At 52.9% G+C, this 25,405-nt stretch carries 19 protein-coding genes; 8 read left to right on the forward strand and 11 right to left on the reverse strand.

The window, feature by feature from the left end; genetic code table 11:
* Positions 1-258 precede the first annotated feature (258 nt).
* Together H5T67_07275 and glgP are read left to right on the forward strand one after the other, a co-directional pair.
* On the forward strand, positions 259-2,037 hold the full coding sequence (locus H5T67_07275; GenBank protein ID MBC7245121.1) for a nucleoside kinase: 1,779 nt from the start codon (positions 259-261) through the stop codon (positions 2,035-2,037).
* Between the two features lie 50 nt (positions 2,038-2,087).
* Positions 2,088-4,640: an alpha-glucan family phosphorylase gene (gene glgP, locus H5T67_07280; protein MBC7245122.1), complete on the forward strand. Its 2,553-nt coding sequence runs from the start codon at positions 2,088-2,090 to the stop codon at positions 4,638-4,640.
* A gap of 84 nt (positions 4,641-4,724) precedes the next feature.
* Here glgP and H5T67_07285 read toward each other — a convergent pair whose 3' ends face one another.
* The 3 genes from H5T67_07285 to H5T67_07295 form a co-directional block, all read right to left on the reverse strand.
* A complete protein-coding gene (locus H5T67_07285) occupies positions 4,725-6,053 on the reverse strand; it encodes a hypothetical protein (protein ID MBC7245123.1) in 1,329 nt (442 codons plus the stop codon).
* Between the two features lie 218 nt (positions 6,054-6,271).
* Positions 6,272-6,943: a ComF family protein gene (locus H5T67_07290; protein MBC7245124.1), complete on the reverse strand. Its 672-nt coding sequence runs from the start codon at positions 6,941-6,943 to the stop codon at positions 6,272-6,274.
* Positions 6,944-6,986: 43 nt separating this feature from the next.
* The gene (locus tag H5T67_07295; protein ID MBC7245125.1) at positions 6,987-7,532 is read right to left on the reverse strand and encodes a DUF4352 domain-containing protein; all 546 of its coding nucleotides are present in this window, start codon (positions 7,530-7,532) and stop codon (positions 6,987-6,989) included.
* Between the two features lie 135 nt (positions 7,533-7,667).
* Here H5T67_07295 and H5T67_07300 point away from each other — a divergent pair, with 135 nt between their 5' ends.
* Together H5T67_07300 and H5T67_07305 are read left to right on the forward strand one after the other, a co-directional pair.
* On the forward strand, positions 7,668-9,065 hold the full coding sequence (locus H5T67_07300; protein MBC7245126.1) for a DNRLRE domain-containing protein: 1,398 nt from the start codon (positions 7,668-7,670) through the stop codon (positions 9,063-9,065).
* Positions 9,066-9,215: 150 nt separating this feature from the next.
* Complete coding sequence (locus H5T67_07305) at positions 9,216-10,553, forward strand: glutamine synthetase (protein MBC7245127.1); 1,338 nt, start codon at positions 9,216-9,218, stop codon at positions 10,551-10,553.
* 49 nt (positions 10,554-10,602) lie between these two features.
* On the opposite strand, the gene H5T67_07310 is transcribed toward H5T67_07305, so the two are convergent.
* Positions 10,603-11,253: a CoA pyrophosphatase gene (locus H5T67_07310; GenBank protein MBC7245128.1), complete on the reverse strand. Its 651-nt coding sequence runs from the start codon at positions 11,251-11,253 to the stop codon at positions 10,603-10,605.
* A 162-nt stretch (positions 11,254-11,415) separates the two neighbouring features.
* Here H5T67_07310 and H5T67_07315 point away from each other — a divergent pair, with 162 nt between their 5' ends.
* The 3 genes from H5T67_07315 to tkt all read left to right on the forward strand — a co-directional run bounded on the left by H5T67_07315 (position 11,416) and on the right by tkt (position 15,444).
* Entirely contained in the window at positions 11,416-12,126 is a 711-nt protein-coding gene (locus H5T67_07315; protein MBC7245129.1) for a hypothetical protein, read from the forward strand.
* A 17-nt stretch (positions 12,127-12,143) separates the two neighbouring features.
* Positions 12,144-13,337: a tRNA pseudouridine(13) synthase TruD gene (truD, locus tag H5T67_07320; protein MBC7245130.1), complete on the forward strand. Its 1,194-nt coding sequence runs from the start codon at positions 12,144-12,146 to the stop codon at positions 13,335-13,337.
* Positions 13,338-13,434: 97 nt separating this feature from the next.
* Positions 13,435-15,444 carry a transketolase gene (gene tkt, locus H5T67_07325; GenBank protein ID MBC7245131.1) on the forward strand — a complete coding sequence of 670 codons (2,010 nt, stop codon included), beginning with the start codon at positions 13,435-13,437 and terminating at the stop codon, positions 15,442-15,444.
* On the opposite strand, the gene H5T67_07330 is transcribed toward tkt, so the two are convergent.
* From H5T67_07330 to ablA, 6 genes are all read right to left on the reverse strand, one after another.
* Positions 15,441-17,999, reverse strand: a complete 2,559-nt coding sequence (locus H5T67_07330) for a DUF4968 domain-containing protein (GenBank protein MBC7245132.1) — start codon at positions 17,997-17,999, stop codon at positions 15,441-15,443. The genes tkt and H5T67_07330 overlap by 4 nt on opposite strands.
* 279 nt (positions 18,000-18,278) lie before the next feature.
* Positions 18,279-19,136 (reverse strand): MBL fold metallo-hydrolase, encoded by an 858-nt coding sequence (locus H5T67_07335; protein ID MBC7245133.1) that lies wholly within the window; start codon positions 19,134-19,136, stop codon positions 18,279-18,281.
* 108 nt (positions 19,137-19,244) lie between these two features.
* Entirely contained in the window at positions 19,245-20,438 is a 1,194-nt protein-coding gene (locus H5T67_07340) for an alanyl-tRNA editing protein (GenBank protein MBC7245134.1), read from the reverse strand.
* 160 nt (positions 20,439-20,598) lie between these two features.
* Positions 20,599-20,775: a hypothetical protein gene (locus H5T67_07345; protein ID MBC7245135.1), complete on the reverse strand. Its 177-nt coding sequence runs from the start codon at positions 20,773-20,775 to the stop codon at positions 20,599-20,601.
* A 152-nt stretch (positions 20,776-20,927) separates the two neighbouring features.
* Positions 20,928-21,977 (reverse strand): hypothetical protein, encoded by a 1,050-nt coding sequence (locus H5T67_07350; GenBank protein ID MBC7245136.1) that lies wholly within the window; start codon positions 21,975-21,977, stop codon positions 20,928-20,930.
* Positions 21,959-23,362: a lysine 2,3-aminomutase gene (ablA, locus tag H5T67_07355; protein ID MBC7245137.1), complete on the reverse strand. Its 1,404-nt coding sequence runs from the start codon at positions 23,360-23,362 to the stop codon at positions 21,959-21,961. The genes H5T67_07350 and ablA overlap by 19 nt, the downstream gene beginning before the upstream one ends.
* A gap of 267 nt (positions 23,363-23,629) precedes the next feature.
* On the opposite strand from ablA, the gene H5T67_07360 reads away from it, so the two are divergent.
* A complete protein-coding gene (locus H5T67_07360) occupies positions 23,630-24,385 on the forward strand; it encodes a response regulator transcription factor (GenBank protein ID MBC7245138.1) in 756 nt (251 codons plus the stop codon).
* A 58-nt stretch (positions 24,386-24,443) separates the two neighbouring features.
* On the opposite strand, the gene H5T67_07365 is transcribed toward H5T67_07360, so the two are convergent.
* Positions 24,444-25,247, reverse strand: coding sequence for an N-acetylmuramoyl-L-alanine amidase (locus H5T67_07365; protein MBC7245139.1), 804 nt, complete (start codon positions 25,245-25,247; stop codon positions 24,444-24,446).
* Positions 25,248-25,405: the final 158 nt, after the last annotated feature.

Below are 25,405 nucleotides of genomic sequence, written 5' to 3' on the forward strand. Positions count from 1 at the left end.
GCCAGATCGGCCATAGGCGGTGCTCCTCCTGGTGCAGTTGTTTCCACAATTCTTTTACCACAGGAGCACCCCCTTTTGTCAAAATCGCCTGTACCACCTGGTAACGATCTGTTGGCGCAAGCGCACTGACTTTGCTTTTGAAGATGATTTGTGCTATACTCGTTCGCTGCATCAATGCGTTTTATCAGTGCTATTACTTTCTGTCCTAAGATAGGGCACGCTCAATAACTTATAAGGGTGCTATACTGTAAAGGGGATATGGTTCAACGTGAAGGCTCGGTTCAAATTGTAGAAAAGGTCTCGATAGCAAGGCAGGGACGATGGCCACGACCTGCTCGACCTCGCGAGACGGTCCAGGTGCGCTTCCCAGATGGGCGCATCTTTGAAGCGCCGGTGGGTACATCTTTGGAATCCTTTATTCGAGCGGCGTACAACGAAGATTCAGTACCTATTGTGGCCGCGGTGGTTGATCGTTACAAACTATGTGAGTTAACTCAGCCGCTAATGCGTGATGCAGAAGTGACTCCTGTTTCCATTGGCGACAGCGATGGCATGCGCATATACCGTCGTTCGCTGACCTTCGTCCTCGTGGTTGCTGCGCATCAGCTATTCCCGGGCGTGCAGGTCTATGTGGATCACTCGCTGACTTTTGGTGGGCTTTTTTGCGAAGTGCAAGGTCGTGCCCCGCTCACACCGCAAGAAGTAGCTCTGCTCGAGCAACGGATGAGGGAAATTGTTGCTGAGGATGTCCCCATCCGCAAACGGCGCGTGCCACTAGAGGAGGCACGTGCTCTGTTCCAATCTCGCGGCCAGGACGATAAAGTGCGCCTGCTGCGCTATCGGCAGAAGGATTACGTTACCCTCTACCGTTTGTACGACGTGGATGATTATTTCCATGGCTACATGGTGCCCTCCACCGGCTATTTGCGCCACTTTGCACTGCAATACTACTCCAATGGCTTTATCCTGCGTTATCCGCGCCATGAGCAACCCACAGTGTTGCAGCCGGTCGTGGATTATCCGAAACTTGTGGCAGTTTTCCGTGAATATGGCCATTGGTTACGTGTGTTAGGCATCAGGGACGTGGGTGAACTAAACGATGCTCTGAGTGCTGGTCGTGCTAGCGAGGTAGCATTGGTTTCGGAAGCCTTGCATGAGCAGCGGATTGCTCAAATTGCCACAGAAATCGCCAAGCGACGAGATACCGTACGCTTGGTGTTGATCGCGGGACCCTCTGCGTCGGGGAAGACCTCGTTTTCCAAGCGCCTGGCTATCCAGTTGTTGGCCAATGGTCTGCGTCCTGTGACCATAGAGTTGGATAACTACTTTGTGGACCGAGTGAACACGCCCCTGGATGAACAGGGCCAGTACGATTTTGAGCATTTGTGGGCGGTGGACTTGGACCTGCTCAACACGCAAATGCTCAAGTTGTTGGCCGGACAGGAAGTACGGCTGCCCCGCTATAATTTTCCGCTTGGCAAGCAGGAAGAAGGCGAATGGTTGAAGCTCAGCGAGGATCACATCATCTTATTGGAGGGCATTCACGGGCTAAATCCCGATTTGGTGCCTGGCGTGCCTAGAGAGCGTATCTACCGTATCTACGTTTCTGCATTGACGCAACTGAACCTAGATCACTATAACCGTGTGCCTACCACAGAAACTCGTCTTATTCGGCGCATCGTGCGCGATGCCCGCGAACGTGGGTACTCTGCATTGGAAACAATCTGTCGCTGGGAAAGCGTGCGCAATGGTGAGAAGCGCTGGATCTTCCCATATCAAGAGCACGCAGATGTGATGTTCAATTCAGCGCTGGCCTACGAGCTATCTGCGCTGAAACCCATGGCAGAGCCATTGCTCTTCCAGATTGATCCCAATGTCCCAGAGTACAGGGAGGCACGTCGTCTGTTGGCTTTGCTACGCTGGTTCCTGCCTTTCCCAACAGAGCTCATCCCATTTAATTCCATCCTACGCGAGTTCATTGGTGGTTCTAGCCTGCGCGATTTCATTGTCTGGCGACAAGGTGCCACGAAAGAGTAGTGACACTGTTAGCTTTATGAAAGAATTTTGGATCAAAGGGGATTCGTTTTATGCGGCCAATGTTCCTGTTCAATGTTGTTCCTTCGTTGCCCCCAGCCCTTAAGGCGCTGAAGGAGTTGGCTTACAATTTATGGTGGACCTGGAATCCAGAGGCGATCGAACTATTCCGCCGTTTGGATCGCGAGGGATGGGAAGCCTCCGGTCACAATCCCGTACGTATGCTGGGAATGATTGACCAAGATCGTCTCAACAGCGCAGCAAGTGACGATGGATTCCTTGCTCATCTGGAGCGCGTTTCCTCTGATTTTCAACACTACCTGACTGCTTCGAATACCTGGTACCGCAAAAATCATGGGCCACCCCCTGATCCCTTTATAGCCTATTTCTGTTTGGAATTTGGATTCACAGAGTGCTTGCCTATTTACTCTGGAGGTATGGGAGTACTGGCTGGTGACTATCTTAAATCAGCCAGCGATTTAGGGCTGCCGTTGGTTGCAGTAGGTTTGCTGTACCAGCAAGGTTATTTTCGGCAGTATCTCAATGCGGATGGCTGGCAAGGCGAACTCTATCCGGACAATGACTTTTACATGATGCCGGTGCAGCTCGAAAAACGCAATGGAGTACCAGTAACGATTGAAGTAGATTACCCTGGGCGACGTGTGAGCGCACAAGTTTGGCGTGTACAAGTAGGCAGGGTAGCACTCTATCTCTTAGATACGAATGTCCCACAGAATCGCGCTGAAGATCGGCGTATCACCCATCAGTTGTACGGTGGTGATGGCGAGATGCGCATCAGCCAGGAGATTATGCTTGGGATAGGGGGACTGAAAGCGTTACAGGCCTTGGGTATCAAGCCCCGTGTCTGTCACATGAACGAAGGACACTCTGCGTTCCTGGCAATCGAGCGCATACGACAGTTGGTGAATGAAAGCGGTCTGACCTTTGCTGAGGCAAAAGAGGTGGTCTGTGCGGGTTGTGTTTTCACTACTCACACCTCGGTACCGGCAGGAATTGATCTCTTTGCTCCCAATCTCATTGATAAGTACCTGGGGTCTTACTACGATGCATTGGGGATTTCACGATCTGACTTCCTAGCGCTGGGACGACTGAATTCTTCAAACCAGGATGAGCCATTGAATATGGCTATCCTTGCTTTGCGTCTAGCAGCGCAAAGCAATGCGGTCAGTCGCTTGCATGGTAGAGTCTCGCGTAGGTTGTGGCAGAATATCTGGCCAGGAGTACCCGAATGGGAAGTGCCTATTATCTCCATTAACAATGGTATTCACACGCGTTCTTGGATTTCGCAAGACATGGCCAGTCTCTTTGACCGTTATTTGGGCCTGAACTGGCGGGAACGACCAGCCGATCAGACCATATGGGAAGCAGTGGAAGAGATCCCCGACGAGGAGCTGTGGCGTCTGCATGAAAGGCGAAGGGTGCGTCTGGTTGCTTTCACCCGTCGTCGGCTGCGTGCACAGTTAGAAGAGCGTGGAGCTTCGCCGGCTGAGGTTGCACGCGCTGCGGAAGTGCTCAATCCAGAGGCATTCACCATCGGCTTTGCGCGTCGCATGGCAGTATACAAACGCCCCACTCTGCTGCTGCGCCATCCTGAGCGGCTAGCGCGAATCCTGGGGGATCAGGAACGTCCCGTGCAAGTCATTTTTGCCGGTAAGGCTCACCCACAAGACAATCCAGCCAAAGAACTGATCCGCCAGTTGATCCACTTAACACGGCGCAATGGATTGACGAATGTTGTTTTCATCGAGGATTATGATCTGAATGTGGCACGTTACCTGCTGCAGGGAGTAGATTTGTGGTTGAACAATCCCCGCCTGATGCAGGAAGCAAGTGGTACAAGTGGCATGAAAGCAGCGGCGAATGGCGTGTTGAACCTCAGTGTGCTGGATGGATGGTGGGCTGAGGCCTATCAGCCAGATATCGGTTGGGCGATCGGACGGGGCGAAGTGTACCAAGACCTGGATTATCAGGACGAAGTAGAGTCGAACGCCATCTACGACCTGCTTGAAAAGGAGATCGTGCCACTATTCTATACTCGTGGGCCGGATGGATTGCCACGTGATTGGATTCGTCGCATGAAGAATGCGATGCGAACTATTATCCCTAAATACAATACAAATCGCATGGCTATGGAGTATATGGAGCAACTCTACCAGCCTGCGGATAGCCGCTATCAGCGCTTAACTGCGGACAAATTCGCCCGTGCCAGGCGTTTAGCAGAATGGAAAGCCTATGTGGTTCAGCATTGGCCAGAGATACGGATTGTGGGCATAGAGACGGATGCTTCTGACGAGATTGCAGTCGGAACTGAGCTGGAAGTGCGTACAAGCGTGAACCTGAGTCACTTGACCCCAGATGATGTTTCAGTAGAGCTGTACGAAGGGGCTCTGAACATGGATCAGGAAATTGGAGAAGGTCAAGCCATTCCCATGTCCTATGTGGGGATGGAAAAGGGCTTGTCCTTATTTGCCGCTAAAGTGCAATTCCGAAGCAGTGGACGACGCGGGTACACTGTACGCGTTTTGCCCCGCCACGGCGATTTGTCCAATCCCTTTGAGCTAAGACTCATCACTTGGGGAGCATAGGGTAAAAGAGTGGATTGCCAAGCAAGTAGGAACCCCGCTTTCTTTGGGAAAGCGGGGTTTTTATCGTTCTTCCGCCACGATTGCTCACGGCACAGCGGGCTGGCTGGCCGGACGATGGAGAATGGCTTCTGCTTGTGCCTGTATGTTCCGCAAACGCTGCGCCGCTTCGGTTCGCTCTTGTGCTTCCAGATCTTCGGCTAGCGCTTGCAGAATCTCCAGGAAATCTGCATCCCATTCTGCTCGGCGCTCTTCCAAAAGCTTCTGCGTTCCCTCTGGGTAGTCTGTCGAAACCAACTCGTTTACCAGCCGCAATTCGGCTGGCAGTGCTTCTTGCAAGATAGTGCGCACGATCTCATTGATTTCTGCCAGGTGTTTTGCTTGCTCCACCGATCCTTCTTGCTGAGCATTGCGCAGAGCTGTACCTAAAATGGCTAGGAAGAGAGCATCAAGCTCTTCTCGTTTCTCGCGCAGAACACTGGCTGGGTCCGGGCTATTCAGAGCCTCCTGAAGCAATTGAATCTTGCTCTCGCGCACTGCTTGCGCTTCTCGATCCAATTGTTCCGTCATTTCGAGCAGTTCATCGCGCAACTTGCGCAATGCCTCGGCCTCGTCTGGAGCAGCCTTTTCGATGCGCCTCGTTAACTCCTGGAAGAAAGCATAGTCCAACAAAGGTCGGTTATACACAACAAGAGCCCACCGGGTTTCTTTATCTTTGGCTGCTACCAGCCTATCTACAACCACTGCTGTGGGTGTATCCATCGGCAAGGGTTCTGGCAGCAGAATTGGTACGCGTTCTAGCAACACATCGCGTAGTTGCAGCAGTTTTTCTGTGACCTGCTGTTGACCGGCCACAGCGCTGCTCTCGGCAGCCGCAGCCAAGATTAGGAGGAATGGATAGTCAATATCCGCTTTGTTCTGCTCAATCAATGCCCGCAATTGTTCTTCATCGTCCAATGCATTCAGTAGGTCCTGCAGGAGACGATTCTTCTTACGCTGCTTCTCGATCATTTCCTTGGTCACGCCGTCGGCCTGGAGAATTTCGTCTATCAAGCCTTGCCTGGTGAGCACAGTGCGTGGGCTCAGGAAGTAGCCCTTGCGCTCTTCTGGCGGAACGGTGCTCATCAGGGCATTTACTAGATTGCCTGTAAGCCGCTCGCGTTCCGCCATAGGTAAGTTCAGTTCTGGCGGGATAAATAGCAGAAGAAGCTCCTTCGCGGGGTCATGGTAGAGCAGAGGAGCGTTCACAACGCCGGGTGTGCCACACGAAGGGCAAATGACTGTGTTCAATTGCCCACGCAGAAGCAAGGCTTTGAGTCGAGGCTCTTGGCCCACATCCACGATGCTTTGTACTTGAGCAACGTATCTTGTGCCACAATTGGGGCAATTTACTTGGATGGGTAAAGTTGGTATCATGTAACTCCTATTCATCAATTAGCTGATATGGAAAAATACTGCAGAACTCTTTTCAGCAAAATAGATACAATATTGTAATACTAAATGCCTAGATTGACAAAGTTAACTAGTCTTTATAGTGTGGTTCTATTCGAGGCTTGCCAGAGATAATAGATTTCTGTCCTTGCTGACAAATCTTGTTCACTAAATCTGGCTTGTTCGGTGAGGAAAGGGATTCCTTACTCGTGGGCAAGTGTTAAACCCCATACGGCGTGCGCATTCCCTCGCAGCAGCGCCTGTGCGCAGGCGCGCAGCGTTGCGCCTGTTGTGAGCACGTCGTCCACGAGCAACACGTTCATCCCATTGAGACTGTCGTTAACACAGCGGAAAGCGTCGCGCACGTTCTCAGCTCTTTGTGCTGCATTCAATCCAACCTGTGGCGGAGTGGGGAGGATGCGCAACAAGGTGCGCTCAGCAACGGGTAATGTGGTATGGCGAGCCAGTTCCCTTGCTAAGAGTGCGGATTGGTTATAGCCACGCTCGCGCAGGCGTTGGGCATGTAAAGGCACCGGCACGATCACATCTACGGGCCATGGCTCTACATTCCAACAGTTATACAGGATTTCGCCCAATGTGTTGGCTAGAACGCGCCAGCCTTTGTACTTGAAGCTATGGATGGCTTCGCGCAGTGGACCGCTCAGTTGGGCAGCTGCTCGTACGCTCTGCATGGGCCGTGTTTCTTCCAGAAAGGCGGGCCAGGGTGGCTCGAAGAACAGGATCTGGTCAATGCAATTAGGACATAGCCAGTACCCATCTTTGCTACAGGCTACACAATGGGGTGGAAAAAGCAGATTGAGCACTGCTTCGATAAATGAAGGGCGTTTTGTCACAAATTGATGAACGATATTCACGTTGCAAACTCGTCTGTCAATGTTGACTCTTATGTTTCACACTTCACTGTTTAGACAAATCCCCCAGTACAAAAGTCACGCTGCCTGACCACGGCAAGAGTCCGCTACGGAAGACCCAACGAATGTGTTGAGCGTTGGCAGGGACCTGGTAGGCAGCAGCTCCATAGACCTTCTGCCCAGCGTCAAACCCGCCTTGGGGGACAAACCAGTTGTGCAAGCGCCCAGCCATCACGCTAGCGCTTGAATCCAAGACATAGGCATGGTTGTTTCTATCGAGCAACATCATCTGTTTCTCAGGCATGATATAACGAATCTGTCGGCTGTTGTTCTGCAACGTTAGCTCAACAGCGCAGAGAACCTGGCTTTCTTGCGGCTGATGCCATTGGTCGGCCGGCAAGATGGAAAAACTGTGCACCGTGACCAACCAGTCATCTATCTCGGCTGTCTGGCCCAGTGTATAGAGATGCTCTGTATCGTACTGCTTCGCGCAGGCCACACTCACGAAGAGGAGAAGCAAGCAGAGCAGTGCGCTTGTTGAGATTCCTCTGGGGGAGGTTAATTGATGGGATTGCTTTATCCATCTGTGCATCAGCGTTGCTCCATTGAGAACTTCTGGTGTATTATGGCATAGAAGGAGCAAGCAGTCAAAATCATTTTGCCAATTTGTCACTGCTGACATATAATCGGCTACGTGCTATATAGCCTTTTTGAGGAGACCAACTTCATGCCGCGATTGCTACTAGTGGTAGGCCTCATTGCTTTGGCCTTGGCTCTTCTTCTAACCGCTGCAGTTTCTGTGCTGCGCGGTGAGACGATCGTAGAAGTCTTTCCGGTGGATCCAGATATTCTGGAATTGCCATTGCCCACTGAGGAACCTTCCATTGCTTATGCCGCTGATGCATCTCCGACTGCGACTTCATATGTTCCAGCAGGCAAGCCCTCTGTTGCTACCCTGCAGCAGGGACTCGATGGCTACACAGGGTGTACAGATACGTATATCTACTATTACCTGCCGGACAGCAATTTCTGTAATACTGCTTCATTATATGTCGCCGCTACCAACAAAGCCGCGACTTTGATCCGGTTTGATCTCACCAAATTACCGGAAACGGTGGTTGGGCTCAATAGCGAATCGCATATTCACGAGGCTACCTTATTCCTCTATTCAATTCAGGGACAAGCTGGTACAGAGATCGGCATTTACCAACCCCGGCGTGAGTGGGATGCCTGTACTGTGACCTGGAATACGCCTTGGCAAGGGCCTGGGGCAGATGGGGCCTTGGACCGCGATGCGGAGCCTCGAGTCGAAGCGAAGGAGAAGGAGGTGCCAGGGTTCCTGGAGATCAATCTCATCGGCATCATCCAGGAATGGCTGCGCGACCCTGATCAGAATTATGGTTTGATCCTCAAGATCTTGGAGTACCAGTGGCCATCGCACCACATCTTCTTTTCCAGCGAGCACTCGACTGTTGATTACCGACCTAGATTGGTCATCAAGTACGAACTTGCCCTACCCACCCCTACGGCAACGGCGACGCCAACACCTAGCGTGACACCCACTCCAACACACACGCCCACAAACACACCTACTGGTACCCCAACTCTTATACCTACGCGCACCGCCAGCCCTACACCGCTTCCCACATTTTCTCCGCGCGTAGTAGAAGTGCACTGGCGTGAGCAGATGGATGTCAACACGCCCTATTCCATCACCGTAGTATTTCGTCCAGCCACAAAAACCGCGGTGATAAATCCCGCACACCTTTATGTGCTGAGCGTGGATGCCCAATTGACCGCACCCACTTTCGAAGTGGTCAACTGTTCCCCACAGGAGCAAATACTGGAGGATCCAGCAGGTTCGCTTGCGTGGTCATGGCAGGTCACGCCTCGAATTGTCGGTCCACAACCTGTATCTATTGATTTGCTTTTCGCCTGGAAGCAGGCTTCAGGGGCGGCTCCGGTCGTTGGCAAGGAACCAGGTGTCTGGTATCGAACCAAGATCATCAAGGTGAGCAAACCCATTGTCCCTTGGTCGTGGTTAGAAATGCTGCGTAACGCAATGACAGTCGTGGGCTTTATTTGTCTCGCTGGCTGGTATGTGCTGAGGAGGCGCAGAGGCTAGGGAATGATTTGGCATTTTATGGTGCATGAGGCATAATAAATTGCCATAGACAGCAAGTTCAAAGGCCATTGTGGACCTAAAGGCGCAAGAGCAACGGTGATCTCAAAGATGGGGTCGCCGTTTCTATTTTTGGGGATGATTGGAGGTAAAATGGACGAACGAGCAAAGGAGATTATGGCTAGGGCAGAGGCAGACCGCGTGTCTTTCATCAGCCTGCAATTTACCGATCTCTTTGGCACGGTCAAGAATGTGACTATTCCGGTGAATAGGTTAGCAGCGGCGCTAGAGCACGGGATCAATTTTGATGGGTCATCTATCGAGGGCTTTGCACGAATCTGCGAAAGCGATATGATCCTTCATCCCGACTTTGGCACCTACAGTGTATTGCCCTGGACTGCTGAGCATGAGCGGACAGCGCGGCTTATTTGCGATGTGTATGACACAGAGGGGCAACCGTTTGCGGGAGATCCTCGCCATATACTCAAACGAGCTTTATCCCAAGCACGAGAGATGGGATTCACATACAATACCGGGCCTGAAGTGGAATTCTTTTTGTTCAAATTGGATGGCAAGCCGAGCCCAGTTCCTCAAGACGTAGGTAGTTATTTCGACTTCTCGCCCCGAGATCTTGCCTCTCAAGTGCGCAATCAGATAGCGTTGGACTTGCAGGCAATGAGCATTGAGGTAGAGGCTACACATCATGAAGTTGCACCAGGACAGCATGAGGTTGATTTCCGTTATACGGATGCCTTGGCAAGCGCTGACGCTGTGGTTACTTTGCGCTACACGATCAAAGCAGTTGCTCAGAGCCAGGGCCTTTATGCCACATTCATGCCCAAACCCCTGTTTGGTGTGAATGGTTCAGGGATGCATACCCATCAGAGCCTATACACCTTGGACGGGCGCAATGCCTTCTATGATCCCGATGACCCCTACTATTTGTCGCGGTTGGCCTACAATTTCATTGCCGGGCAAATGGCACACGCCCGTGCTCTGGCTGCAATCGTGGCACCCACGGTGAATTCATACAAACGGTTAGTTCCAGGTTATGAGGCTCCTGTGTACATCTGCTGGGGACGGATTAACCGCTCGGCGTTGATCCGCATCCCTGCTCCTCTGCCTGGCATGGCGCAGCACTCCGCGCGCTGCGAATTGCGCTGCCCCGATCCCAGCGCTAATCCCTACTTGGCGTTTGCAGCAATGTTGGTGGCTGGTTTGGATGGCATTCGCCGTGACCTGATGCCTCCGCCACCGGTTGAAGAGAATGTCTATGAATTCGATTCACTGCAGTTGCGCTCGCACGAGATCGCTTCGCTGCCGGGCACTTTGGAAGAAGCGCTGCAGGAACTGGAGCGGGATCAAGTCATCGCAGAGGCATTGGGTGAACACACATTCCGCCGTTATCTGGATGTAAAGCGCCTCGAATGGGATGAATATCGCATCCAAGTCACGCCGTGGGAGTTGGACCGCTATTTGGCTTCCCTGTAAGACCTCTGATTGGGATGCGTGCCTGGAGAGCAGCATCTTTTGCAGGCAACTAGGATTTTGTGAGAGATTGAGCCATTTCCAGCAGAGTGAGGAATTCAGCGAGGATCATCGCGGTAGCTCCCCAGACTTTGTATGAAGCAACTTGATAAATGGGGACTTCAAATCTCTGGTTATCGCGAAAGTGCGTTTCCACCCGCCGTGTCGAAGGTTCGAGCAGAAGATCCAGAGGAACCTCGATAACCTCCGTCACTTCGTTTAGGTCAGGCCGCAGGGAGAAGGCTTGCTTGGCATAGCCGACATAAGGGTACACGCAGAAGCGACTGGATGGGATATACAATGGCGTAAGCGCTCCTAACACTTCGATGGCTTGTTCGGGGATGCCCAATTCCTCGCAAGTTTCGCGCAGCGCAGTATCTGCGAAAGTCTCATCCTGAGGTTCGCGCGCACCACCTGGCAGGGAGATCTGCCCTTTGTGCAATTCCACTGTCTGCGTGCGGCAGGTAAGGGGCAGGACAAGACTGCCCTCTTTTTCATACAGCAGCGCCAGGACAGCGCCTTCGCGCGGGCATGGATTGGGCAGGTCTGGCTGATCCCCCGGCCGCGGACGAACGGCCATGGTTTGTTGCGCTGCACGTCCAGGAAGCGGAAGCTGCATTGCCGCGCGGACTGCTTCTATCGCGATGGGTTGTAGCCTCGCCATAAGTAATATTTTACTAGCGATAGGGGATTTGCACAAAACAACTATGGCCCTTGCATGTCATATTCCTGCACGTATGCTATAATCCATGCCGACAGGCTGAACACGGGCTTTCGCACTGAGCTCTATTTGGATGCTCTTGCCCGTCGTATCGGATGAATGACGATGAATTTCATTGGATGGGTAATCGTTTTGGCTGTACTCTGGTTGGTACTGACTGGTGGGCTAGCATATAGCGATGCGCGTCATCTGGGAGTCAACCACACTGCGGCATTCCGTCTGGCTATTGCTGCTCTGTTGCGTCCGCAGGTTTATTGGTATCAGGAACGAGTGCAATACCTACCTTCTGCAGAGCGCTCTCGTTTGCAGATGAAGGAGGCGCGACGGCTTGGCTTGCAAAAAGTGGATAACCTGCGCTGCCCACTTTGTGGGGCGGAAATAGAGCAAGCCTGGGCCCTTGACCCAAGCAGACGCCTGACAGTGCGCAAACGTCCCACTGCTTGCCCAAGATGTGACTTCCGCCTCGATTCCTGTCGTCACTGTCTCCATTTCAAGGCAGATAGTGGCCTGATGCATGGTGATGACTGGACCCAGGGGCGCTGCACAGCTCATAAAGCCGTACAACCTGTTGAGGAATTCTGCCCACCTAGTGTGACTCGAGAATTGCAGAAGCGCGGTTATACCCATTTACCTGCACCAATGCGCATTGTGGATTCCTATGTGCCTTTGGAAAACTGCTCAGCCTTCGTCTTCGATGAGCATCGCCTTAGGGCGAATGGTGTACATTGTCCTGGCCTTAGGCAGCGGGGGCTGTTAGACAGGACTGCAAATGACCCAGTATCGTGCTCTACCAGTGACAATGCTTGGCTGGTGTAAGAGAGGAGCCTCTTGGCATGCGCATTAAATCTTCTCTAGAGGATTTCATCGTCGAGGAAATAATCGTTCTGCCGATTCAACCCGATGGTGTGTATACCTTATATCGTCTGTACAAGCGTGGGATTACCACTCTGCAAGCCCAAACGCAGCTAGCTTCTCTATTGGGGGTGCCTCGTTCAGCTGTAGCGTTTCCGGCGCTGAAGGATAAGAATGCCCAGGCTACACAATATGGCACAGTGAAGGGAAGCCACCCGTCTCAAGTACAAGGAGCGGGATTCCGTGTCGAGCGAGTAGGGATGAGCGTACGTCCTCTTTCACCGCGGGACCTCATCGGCAACCGCTTTACCATTGTCTTGAGGGATTTATCGCCGAAACAGGCTGCGGACATTCCCGGGCGGGTGGCACGTGTGCAGCGCTTTGGTTTCCCCAACTACTTTGATGAGCAACGGTTTGGTTCGTATGCTGCAGGCCAAGATTGGGCAGGCAAACGCATTCTTTTGCGCGACGCAGAAGGCGCATTGCGTGCCCATTTGGCAGAACCGTTTGCGGGAGATCCACCTCAGGTGCGGACGTTCAAGGCAAAAGTGCAGCATCATTGGGGTGAATGGGCAGAACTGCTAAAAGAGGCACCGAAACCTTCCAATTTCCGCAGCGTCTTGACTTTCTTGGTGGATCACCCGCAGGACTATCGCAAGGCGTTGAATTTGGTCACGCCGCGCGTGCTTTCCTTATACCTGGCAGCATACACAAGCCTGCTGTGGAATCGCCTGGCGGCACGCTACTTGTGCGCTCTTCGAGATGAGGGTAACGTACAGCTTAGCGGCCAGTTGAGCGTGGCTGGTGAGCTGTTGCCATTCCATGACGAATTACCAGGGATGTATCTGGAGCAATTGAAGGCAGTACGCGTGCCACTGTTTCATCATCGCATGGTCACAACTGATCCCAAAATAGCAGCCATCAGTGAAGCCATTTTGGCTGAGGAGGGCATCCGTCGTGAGGATCTCAAGTCTCGTCTGCTACATCGAGCATATTTGCCACGCGGTGTCCGTTCATTGTTGGCTTTTCCCAGTGAGGCGACCGTTGGTGAGATGAAGAGCGATGACGCAACACCGAACCGCTACAAGCGGACGATTTCATTCATCCTGCCGCCTGGCAGTTATGCCACCCTAATGCTCAAGGTCTTAGCGAGGGGCGAATCCATCACGGTGTGACTTCAGCATTGCGAAGCAACGAAAAGTATGCTTCTGGCCTATACTGTGGACTAGCACAATAACATACATTGCTCAATATCGAAAGGGGATACCAACTATGCAAGATCTCGATCTAGACCAGCTGTGCATTAACACCATTCGCACTCTGTCCATGGATGCAGTGGAAAAGGCCAAGTCAGGCCATCCAGGCATGCCCATGGGAGCGGCAGCAATGGCTTACGTACTTTGGACGCGCTTTCTCAAGCACAATCCAGCCGATCCAACCTGGCCAGACCGCGACCGTTTTGTGCTCTCAGCAGGTCATGGCTGCATGCTGCTCTATAGCTTGCTGCATCTGACTGGCTATGATTTGCCTCTTGACGAATTGAAACAGTTCCGTCAATGGGGAAGCCGCACGCCCGGACACAGCGAGTACGGCAGGACGCCGGGTGTGGAGACCACCACTGGCCCGCTAGGGCAGGGTTTTGCCACTGGCGTAGGCATGGCCATCGCTGAACGCATGTTGGCAGCACACTTCAATCGCCCAGGGCATACGATCGTAGGCCATTATACCTATGCCATTGTCAGCGATGGCGATTTGATGGAGGGGGTGGCGTCGGAAGCCGCTTCTCTGGCAGGGCATTTGCGTCTGGGCAAATTGATTTACCTCTATGATGACAACAAAATTACTATTGAGGGCTCCACTGATTTGGCTTTTACTGAAAATGTGGCCCGTCGTTTTGAAGCCTATGGATGGCATGTGCAACGGGTAGATGGCAATGACGTGAACGCTTTGGAGGCCGCTTTGCGCGCTGCGCAGGCTGAGCTAGAACGCCCCTCCTTAATCATTGCTCGTACGCATATTGCCTATGGCAGCCCCAACAAGCAGGATACGGCAGAGGCTCACGGCGCACCTCTAGGTGAGGAAGAGATCCGACTGACCAAGAAGGCGCTTGGTTGGCCTACTGATGAGCCTTTCTATATCCCCGAAGCGGCATTGGCTCACTTCCGCCGTGCCTTGGAGACGGGCTCTGCCGCGCAAGCGGCATGGCAGGCTCGGTTTGCTGCCTATGAAAATGCCTATCCAGAGTTGGCTGCAGAGTGGCGGCGCGTTATGCGCGGCGAGCTTCCCGAGGGTTGGGAGAGGCATCTCCCCAACTTTGACCCATCGACAGGACCTGTAGCCACCCGCGAGGCTTCGGGCAAAGTGCTGAATGCTCTGGCCCCACATATCCCGGAATTGGTGGGGGGTTCAGCCGACCTGGCTCCGTCCAATTTGACCTATCTGGCTGGCATGGGAAATTTTCAGGCTGCCAATCGCGGTGGGCGCAATCTGCATTTCGGTGTGCGCGAACACGCCATGGGAGCCATTCTGAGCGGCATGGCTTTGCATGGCGGGCTCAGACCCTATGGAGGCACATTTCTCGTTTTCTCTGATTACATGCGCCCGGCCATACGCCTAGCGGCATTGATGGAATTGCCCGTAATCTATGTCTTCACCCATGACAGCATCGGCTTAGGCGAAGATGGGCCCACGCATCAGCCGGTGGAGCACTTGGCCTCTTTGCGCGCGATGCCCCATCTCACTGTAATCCGCCCAGCGGATGCTACAGAGACTGTCGTGGCCTGGAAAGTGGCATTACAGCATCGCACCGGACCAGTGGCACTTGCTCTGAGTCGGCAGAAATTGCCCATCATAGACCGTAGCACATACGCCGCGGCGGATGGCTTGGCGCTAGGCGCGTATGTTTTGGCTGATGCAGGCTCAGGCAACGTGGATCTCATCCTAATTGCTACGGGCTCTGAGGTCTCGCTGGCACTAGAGGCACAGAAGAGGCTGGAGCAACAGGGTATTGGGACACGGGTTGTGAGCATGCCCAGTTGGGAGTTGTTCGAGGCGCAACCACAGGAGTACCGGGAGGCAGTGCTGCCTCCACACATTACGGCACGGTTGGCGATTGAAGCCGGTGTTGCTCAAGGCTGGTGCCGTTATGTCGGGGAGAGAGGCACCGTGCTGAGCATCGAGTGCTTTGGCGCATCAGCGCCGTACAAGGTGCTGTTCCAGAAGTATGGCTTTACGGTAGAGAACGTGGTGGAACACGCGCTGGATGTGCTGAAAAGAGACTAATCTATTCCCATCGTATGCACCTCACCGCTCTCGAAGTGCAAGGTATGGCTGACTTCATCCCATAACCAATTTGACACAGGCTTGCCATCGGCTAGCACTTGCTTGGGTGGATGAGGCAAGCTGTGAACATGCCATTCCCAGCGGGAGTAGTCAGGGCGGTATAGTCCCTGCACATAGCGGGTGATGCTCAGGGCACCCTCTCTCCTGCGCTGGCATTCAAAAGTGGTTATTCGGTATTCGCCGCGCTGATATGCCAGGCTGTGGCCATCATCCTCGTAGAGCCAGCTCCTCCCGTCACCCGGATAGACGTGCAGGATGAGCTGATCCACAGGGCGTTCGTCCGTATGCTGCATAAGGGGCCAGGTGGGCAGTACGGTACCAGCGCGCACGAACACAGGGATGCGTTCCAGTGGGGCCGAAACAGCCATGGTCTTCGGTCCTCCATGCCGCTCATCGGTCCAGAAGTCAAACCACTCCCCTGCCGGCAAATAGACCTGGCGGGAGGTTGTCTGCGGTATGCAGATAGGGGCGACAAGCAGCGCATCCCCGCAGAGGAATTCATCGTCGAGCGAGTAGGTGCGCGTGTCCTCGGGATAGGACAGCACCAAGGGGCGAGCGATGGGCAATCCGCTTTGTGCGCATTGCCAGGTGGCCGTATATAGATAGGGCAACAAGCGATAGCGCAACTCGATGGCACTGCGGTTCAGGCTCAGGTATGGCTCCCCGTAAGTCCAAGGCTCCTGGGCGCGACTCCAAAGGGAAGCATGGTTGCGGAAAAAGGGCAGAAAGGTGCCCATCTGCATCCAGCGCACGAGCAATTCCGCATCTGCCCCGCCAGAAAATCCCCCAACATCGGCGCCGGTAAAAGCCAACCCAGAGAGTCCTAACCCCATCACCATGGGCATGGTCAGGCGCAAGTGTTCCCAAGTACTTAGGTTGTCACCAGTCCAGGAAAGCGCATAGCGCTGCACCCCAGCCCAACCAGAACGAGTGAGCACAAAGGGGCGCTGGTCGGGCTGCAAACGCTGCAGCCCCTCTGCGGTGGCACGAACCATCTGCATGCCGTATACATTGTGTGCCTGGCGATGATCCGTTCCCTGTCCTTCCCAATCGTGGCGCACGCAGCCAGCTAGGGTATCGCCTTTCGGGCCGGTGATGGTAGGCTCGTTCATATCGTTCCAGATACCATCCACGCCTGCCTGCACTAGTGAAGCATAAAGGTTTCCCCACCACTCGCGGACACGAGGATTGGTGAAATCAGGAAAGTAGGATTCGCCTGGCCATACTGGTCCACCAGCGGGCGAGCCATCTGGATAGGTGCAGAACAAGCCTTTGGCAAGTCCCTCGCTGCATACAGAGTAATGGCGGTCTGCTTTGATGCCACAATCAATGATCACTACCACTTTGAAGCCCTGGTTGTGCAAATCAGCCAGCAGTGCGGAAGGATCTGGGAAACGTACTGGATCCCAGGTGAAGCAGCGATAACCATCCATGTAGTGGATATCTAGGTAGATGGCGTCGCAGGGAATGCGATGCTCCCGACAAAGGCGTGCAATCTCCCGCACTCTTGCATCGGGATAATAACTCCAACGGCTCTGATGATAGCCAAGTGCCCATAGCGGTGGAAGGGACATGCGGCCTGTTAGCTCTGTGTAACGCTCTAGAATAGTAGTGAAAGACGGGCTGAAGAAGAAATAATAGCACAGTTCGCCACCATCTGCCTGATAGATTATCTCATTAGGCTGGCTTTCGCCAACGTCGAAACGTGCACGATAACTGTTGTCGTAGAAAATGCCATAGCCCTGTCCATCTTGCCATCCAATGTAGAATGGGATATTGAGGTAGATAGGCTCATCAGCGGGGCCATAGTTCTGCGGGTCAATGTTCCATATGACATAACTATGTCCGCGTCGGTCTAGTGGAAAGGCTTTCTCTCCCAAGCCATAGATGTGCTCATCGGGTGCAAGCCTAGCAAAGCGAGCGACCTTGCTCCCTTGCCAACCTAGGCCAGCGGTATCCGCGTGGATAAGCTGCCCCTGCGCATCGTAGAAAGATAAGCGGCAGGGTTGTTTCACAATGCGGCATGATATGCGCTCGGTACGTATCTCGATATCTTTCTCTGTCTCCAGCAGCGTGTAGGGGACTGGCAGCCACTCTCTATCTGGTTTCGCCACTGCATACGAGTTGAGCGGTGCAAAGTTGCCGGTTGGGCTCACCCGTACACGTACCAGGTCTGCAGCCAGGATGGTAATCTCGAGCACAGCGTTTTGGCAGTGGATCTGTACCGTTTGCTTTTCCTGGCAGTGGGAGAGGACATCCCCAAGCAGCACGAAATCCTGAGCATGCAATGGCGCTTCTGTAGTTGGCCTACGAAGCGCAGCAATCAAGCCAGCAAGTCCACGCAGCACAGAGCCGCGGTCATCACCCGTGCTGAACTTGGCTTCATAGTAGATGCGGCGCAGTGGATAGAGGGCGGATTGGACAGTCCGTCTAAAGCCAATGGTACGTATGCCCCGAAGGACATGAGCAATAGGGTTCTTTTGTGTTGTCGGCACAGTGTACTGCTCCTTTTGCTGGTATCTGAGAGTGGTGCTTACTTTTTCGTCCCGACTAACTCTCGCAAGTTATTGATTGTTTGACCGTGCATGAATTTGCTGTGCGCTAACGTAGCACTTGCAGTAATGTGCCAAAACCATTCACAATCATGGATACACCGATGGCGAACAGTAGGAGAAATAACAAGGCTTTGCGCATGATCACATACTCCTGAGTCGTAGATGATGTCGTCAGATAGAGGACGTCTCATGCAAAGAGCGAGTTCCCCCAGGATGACTTCAGTGGCGCTTCTTTTCTGCTGCTTTCTTGAATTCGTCGTATACGTGTTCAACGCTGCTTCTAATGCGCCGTTCGATTGCCTCACGACGCGCTGGTGGTATGCTGAAAAAGTCCTGCATCCTAACCCGGTCCACCGTTTCACGCCGGGTATAGCCATTGCGGAAACATTCATGCACTCGTTCGCGCATTTTGACAATATAGTCCGTGAGCACTTCTGTAACTGAGGGCTCGCAAGGCTCGCCAAAGCCAGGCACAATCATCTCCACATTTTCCATTTTGCGTATCATTTCCAAGGCATGCAACCAGTTCATCGTGTCTGCTTGGGCAAGGGACGGATGTTCTCCGTTGACAACCACATCACCAGTGAAAAGGATGCGTTCCTGTGGCAGGTGAACCATGATGCTCGCGGGGGTGTGCCCTCCAGCGTAAATCAAATGAAAAACGCGCTCACCTTTGTATAGAGTCATATCTCTGGTCATGGTGAGTTCGGGTAGTACGATGCGTGCTTTAATCAGGTCAGCTACGGTGCTGAAAGAATGATCTTTCTGGTGAGTGAGGTAACGTTGTAGGAACGCCTCATCATAGCGTTGTACCTCTGCCCAAGTTTGTTGATGAGCGATAGTGACATTGGCTGGGAAGAAGCAATTGCCGAGAATGCGCTCTACTTTGTAGTCTGTGTTGATAAGGAAGGCAACCCCTTTTTTCGTTTTAGAAGCAATCTTCTTCAGCCAGTCCCAGGCATCCTTGGGCAGCATCGGGCAATCAATGAGCACTGCCCCTTCTTCAGTGACCACGCAGCCCACATTGCCTGAACGGTAGCTATCCTCAAAGTATATTCCCTTGGCTATCTCTTGCATGGTGATTCCTTCATCTTGTGATGAAAATCAATTTACAGGCAGAAAACCCAGCAGGTCATGCGATGATAATGACCTCGCTGCCATGGGGGATGAGCTTTTGATAGGTCATCATTCTGAGATTAGAGTCTGATAAGCCCATTCCAAAGCTTCGCCTACTCTATCTCCTGGGAAGCCTCCTCCTTGCGCAATATGCGATTGCCCACCGCCGCTTCCCCTGAAAGAGGCACACGTCTTTTTCAGTAGAATTGCCATATCGGTCGGCAGGTCTTGACTGCGAGCAAAGACCAATCGAGCCTGTTTTCCGGATATGCCCAGCAAAGCGATCTGTTTGTCACCCGCAGTTAGGAGAGAAGCTAGTTTTCGTACTTCCTGAGGCTCGCGCTCTTGAAAGGAGCGTACCACAATAGAGATATCATTCCACGGTGTTGCTTCCGCAAGCAGTTTGGCTGCTTCGGCAGCCAATAATTCCTCCTGCAGGCGATGTAACTCACGGCGGTTCTCGGATGCTTCCTGCATTAGACGGAGCACCGCTGCAGCGAGTTCGCGATCCTTCACGCTGAAAGCCAGCGCCAATTCGTTGACTGTGGCTGTTTTCCAACGGTAATCATGCAAAGCACGCCAACCACAGACAAATTCTACACGGCTTTCCTGACCACGCCGCTCCCACTTGCGGATGGCGATGGGGCCTACTTCGCCTGTGCGGGCGCAGTGTGTGCCGCCACAGGGTGAGCGATCGAATCCCTCTATTTCTACAATGCGAATGTTCGCTTCCACTGCAGGGACTTTGCGCAGTTCAAGCGTGGCCACTTCCTCCGGTGACACGAAACGGGTCAATACGGGTCGGTTAGCAAAAACAATCTCATTCGCCAGGTCCTCGACCTTTTCGGCCTCGTCGGCTTCGAGGATGGCGCGATCCAGGTCAATAGTAGAGATCTCCTCACCGAGGTGAAAGGAGACGGTCTGTGCACCGAGGAGCCTCAAAAAAGCCTGCGACAGGATATGTTGGCCAGTGTGTTGCTGCATGTGGTCGAAGCGGCGTAGCCAAATGATGCGGCCGTGAACGAATGGCTCCGCGATCTCTCCTGCAATCCAGTGCACAATTTCCCCATCTTCTTCAACCACGTCGAAAACAGGTTGAGAGTCCAGCGTGCCATGGTCACATGGCTGTCCGCCGGAAGTGGGGTAGAAACAGGTTTGATCTAGGATGATCCCTGTGGTACCTTTTTTGCCCGGTATGGCACGCATTATCTGTGCATCGAATTCGGTGCGGTAGGCATCGTGGTAGTACAAACGCAATGTCATGGTGATCTTCCTCACTGCCCGATGCGATTTGGTGCTGATATTATATCATTGGGGTTGAGCCAGGTCAACATCCATTGATAGAGCGAAGTCAGTAACAGCGGAATAAAAAGCAAAAGGCTGTCCTCGCAGACAGCCTTCGCTACTTGACTATGTTCGGGGTCTATTCCTCTTCTTCCTCTTCCCCGTATTCCTCTTCGAAGTCTTCGTCCTCGTCCCAATCTTCGATGTATTCTACCTTCTCCCAAGCACCTACTGCGCCACAATCGGGGCATCGGCGCGGAGGATTCTTCCCCTCATGAAGGTATCCACATTCCATACATTCCCATTCCGTATCCATTCCTTGACCTCCAAAATGCTTTGATAATTTGTTCTACTTCTTAAACTAGCTCAAAATAGATAATTGGGTCCCAATATCCATTATTCAGCAGCATAGGAGCCCACCATCACTACCTTTGCAACAACGGACTTGCCTGGTATGCAGTCTCCCTCTCATATCCCGTAGCGGCGCGCAGCTAACTGCAGAATATCGTTGACCAGTTGTGTGTATGACATGCCCTCTGCCCTGGCCATGATGCACAAATCGCTGATCTGCGGGTTCATCCCCGGTAAGGTGTTGATCTCCAGGATATGTGGATGCCCCTGCGAATCCAGGCGGAAATCCACTCGCGCTACGTCCAGAGCATCAATAGCCAAGAAAGCCGCCACTGCCAGCCGTTTCAATTCGCTCTCCAACTCTGGCTCAATGCGCGCAGGGCAGAGATAGTTAATTGCCAACGGCATCTCAGACTTGATGCGATTGGTGTAAATCCCTCCTTCCGACTCTGCAAGCGGGCTGGTGTCAATTTCGAGCACCGGGAACAGATGAAAACCGCGCTCATCATACCAATCTGATAAAGGCTTCTCGTCAGGAGCCAGCGCATTGCCCAATAGCCCCACGGTGAACTCCCGCCCCGGCAAGTAAGTCTCAACCAAAGCCGGCTGGCGATATGCTGAGATCAGCCACTCTACCCGTTGGCGCAGATGCGCTTCGTTATAGATGATGGCATCTGCATCAATGCCTTTGGCTGTTCCTTCGCGCAGGGGTTTGGCGAACAAAGGGTAAGTCAGCATGGGATGCAGTGGTTCATCAGCGTGCTGAAAGACCTGAAAAGCAGCAGTTGGCAGCCCATAGGACATCCAGATCCGTTTGGCCATGGCTTTATCCAGGGACAAAGCATGAGCCAAAATCTTGGACGCAGTATAAGGAATGCCGAGCATCTCTAGCATAGCTGGCACCTGGGACTCACGGCTGTCTCCTTGGTGTCCCTCGCAGATATTGAATGCGATGTCAATTTGCCCGCGTAGGCGTTGCAGTGTTGGATAGAGATGGATATCCCCTTCCAATGGGATTACCTGGTGACCTCCAGCCTCCAGGGCTTCCTGCAACGCCTGTGCGGTTTCTTCCGAATCCAGCTCGGCTGCTGCATCAGCAGGCTCGCCTGCGATGTGAGGAGCATTCTTCTTTAGATTGTAGAGCAAAGCTACTCGGAGCGAGCGCATGCTGACTCCTGCGCGATTACCACAGGCAACTTGATCATCTGTGGCTTGCTTGCGACTTCCTGCCGCTCCACGGTTTGCTCTGTCGGGGTTCCTGCGCGCATGATGATGCCATGCCCATCCATCAGGCCGGCTACACCTACCTCATCCTCTGGCCTTTTGTGATGCTCACAACTGGGCGGGCATTCACCAGTGTATCCGTGAGGCAATGGATAAGCGCTAATAGCCCCTGCATAATTGCGCACCACAGCCACCTTGTCGGACATCGAGATCAGGTACTGAGGCATGATAGGGACTTTCCCCGCACCACCAGGTGCATCCAGCACAAAGGTCGGGATCGCTAGCCCGCTGGTATGTCCGCGTAGATGCTCGATGATCTCAATGCCTTTGCTGATCGAGGTACGGAAATGCGAGATGCCTTGCGATAGGTCGCATTGATACAGGTAGTAAGGGCGTACTCTGATTTTCAGCAGTTCATGCATCAATTTTTTGATAATGTGTGGGCAGTCGTTGATCCCGCGCAATAGCACGGTCTGGCTACCCAACGGAATGCCAACATTGGCAAGCCTTGCACACGCTTCTGCCGTTTCCGGCGTGATTTCTTTTGGATGGTTGAAGTGGATGTTCATCCACAACGGATGGTATTTACTGAGCATGGCTACCAATTCTGGCGTGATCCGTTGCGGTAACAAGACCGGCACACGAGTACCAATGCGAATGATCTCCACATGAGGGATCGCACGCAAAGCCTGCAGCAGAGGTTCGAGAACGCTCTCGCTGAGCAGAAGCGGGTCACCCCCCGAGATCAGCACATCACGCACTTCAGAGTGTTGGGCGATGTACTGGACGGCGCGCCGCATCGTTTCCGGTGGCATCCGTTCTGCCTTGCCCCCCACCAATCGTCGCCTGGTACAATGTCGGCAATACGATGCGCACTGATCCGTAACCAGAAGCAACACCCTATCTGGATAGCGGTGCACAAGGCCCGGCACAGGCGAATCCGCATCCTCGCTCAGCGGGTCGCGCAGCTCATCCTTGCTGACTACCAACTCATCTGTCGTTGGTACAACCTGACGACGGATAGGGCAGTGGGGATCCTTTGCATCCATCAGTGAAGCAAAGTAAGGTGTGATCGCCATCCGCAGTCGCTGGCAAGTTGTCTGTACCCCGGCTTCTTCCTCGGGCGTCATCTCGATGACATTTTTCAGTTGTTCTGGTGCGGTAATGCGATGACGTAGTTGCCACCGCCAATCATTCCAATCTTTATCTGGCACATCACGCCATGGCGGTGCACGGCGAGAGATGAGTTGCGTTCTGTTACTACCAGGAGGCTCCTCGCTGCAACTGGGAGGTTCTTCTACTTCCGTATTCTGTTGTTGTGTGGTCATCTTCCAACTCCTACCATACAGAATGTTTTTGGACTTACATGGCCAAAATCGCAGGCCAATGCCATTTTTCAACGGGCGATTGTATCACACATCCTACAAAGGTATGAACAAAACAAGTGTAATAGAAGAACGATTTTGGTGAAAATTTGGTGCATAACGGGAACGAGATCGAGTAACGAATTTTTGACAATTTTGCTTTTGTGGTTATCATTTTCATTAATCCGTGTAAACACGGAAATTTTTTATTATCCCAAGGGGGGTCTCCCTGTGGATATCTTGATTGTGAATCCGCAGCCCGTTTGGGCTCAACGGATTCAGGCCAGGCTCAAAACTACAGGTGCCAGGGTATCCGTTGCCAGCGATTGGAGCGGTGCCATGACAATTTTGGAGGAAGTTTGGCCTGAGGTCCTTATTATTGAGCATCGTGTCTTGGAAAAGGAAGCAGGGACTCTGTTGGCCACCCTCAGACAAGGAGAGTGGCTACCCATTATTGTCCCAACCGCGCTTGCTCACCTGAGCGTGGATTCTGCGCAGGTTTCGTTGCGTGGCGAAGAAGTGCTGCGTCGCCTAGAGACGGTTATAGTTCGCCTGCAAGGCGTTTTCGAGCCCACGCCGCATCAGCGCATCCGAGTGGGGAAACTAACTATCGATCCAGCGCGCAAAGAGGTAGTCTTTGCAGCCAGGCGTATACCACTGCCTCCTAACCAATTCCGTTTGCTCCTGTATCTGGCGCTCAATGCTGACCGAGTAGTGAACCAGCACGAATTGGCGCGCGAAGTATGGGGACATGTAGGTTCAGAAAGCGAAGTCCGCGAGTTAATCAAGACTTATGTACGTTCTATCCGCAACAAGTTGGGTTGGACAGAGGAAAGCAACAACTACCTGCAATCTGTGCGCGGATTTGGCTATATGCTCACCACTCCCCCACGGGCGAGGAAAACAACGGAACACGGAGCAGAGCGGCCACCCAAGGCCAATGCCGTGGAGAAAGGGAGCGTTGAGAAACTGCCTCAAAATGAGTGAACGGTGTCCCATGGCTGACATTTGGCAGTATAGAGCTTATTTACACTCTTGATTTCTTCTACTGCTCGAGAAAGCAGAGCAGCCCAGCACCAATGCCTATAGCCAGTCTGTCAGGTTCATTGACCAAAATCCACTGGTCAGACAGCATAAACCCCAATTCGATAATCGCGCCGGGTGTGTCTGGGGCAATCTCCATAAAAGCATGATATTCGTGCATGTCTGGGGTAATGCTGAAATCGTGGCGGTGTAACCCTGTAATGCGTTCATACTCCCGATAAAGGCATTCCACCAACTGATCTTCTATATCTGGGATAGCGCTGTGTGAAACACGTGCCACCTTGAAGCCTGTGGCTTCTGGTATGTCGCAGGAGTCAGAATGGATGGACAGAAAAGCATCTGCGCGGTAGCCCTTGAGCCTTTCATCGAATTCCTCGAGCAAGTCAACTTCATGCCCCCTCTTCCTCAAGAGGGACACAACCCTTTCAGCCACAGCCAGGTTGATGTCCACCTCGCGCAATCCATTAGGGCAAACCGCCCCGGGATCGTTCTGCGGCCCAGAATGCCCTGCCAAAATGCCTACATGCTTCGGCTTGGTGGTTGTGCCGGTTGGTAATATAATCGGTGTCAAGGTAGGTTTGGGAGTCGGTGAGGGCATAACCATTGCTCGTGTTCCAATAGCACTAGGAACAGGTGTCACAGTGTTTAGGGTTGGTACCTCCTTGTGCCAGACATTGTAGATGGCTACCACGACGACGGCAACTGCAATGACCACTAGCATCAGTTTTAGGTAACTCGCAGTGCGCCCGATCGTTCTCTTACGCAGAGCCCTTTTCCTTTTGCTCTGGCCAGGCTCGCTCCTCATATTCTTCACCCTTGGCATTATTTGAATAAAATCATATCTGCATTTTCCCTTTGCGTCAACAACTCAGCCCTAGGCTATCGTCAGCATTTGTTCCAGAACCAATTCGAGCTCGAGAGAAACCAACAACCTGATTGTTTGCGCTTTCGTCTAAAATGCAT

This window comes from Chloroflexota bacterium, from assembly GCA_014360905.1.
Taxonomy (GTDB): Bacteria; Chloroflexota; Anaerolineae; order UBA2200; family UBA2200; genus JACIWX01.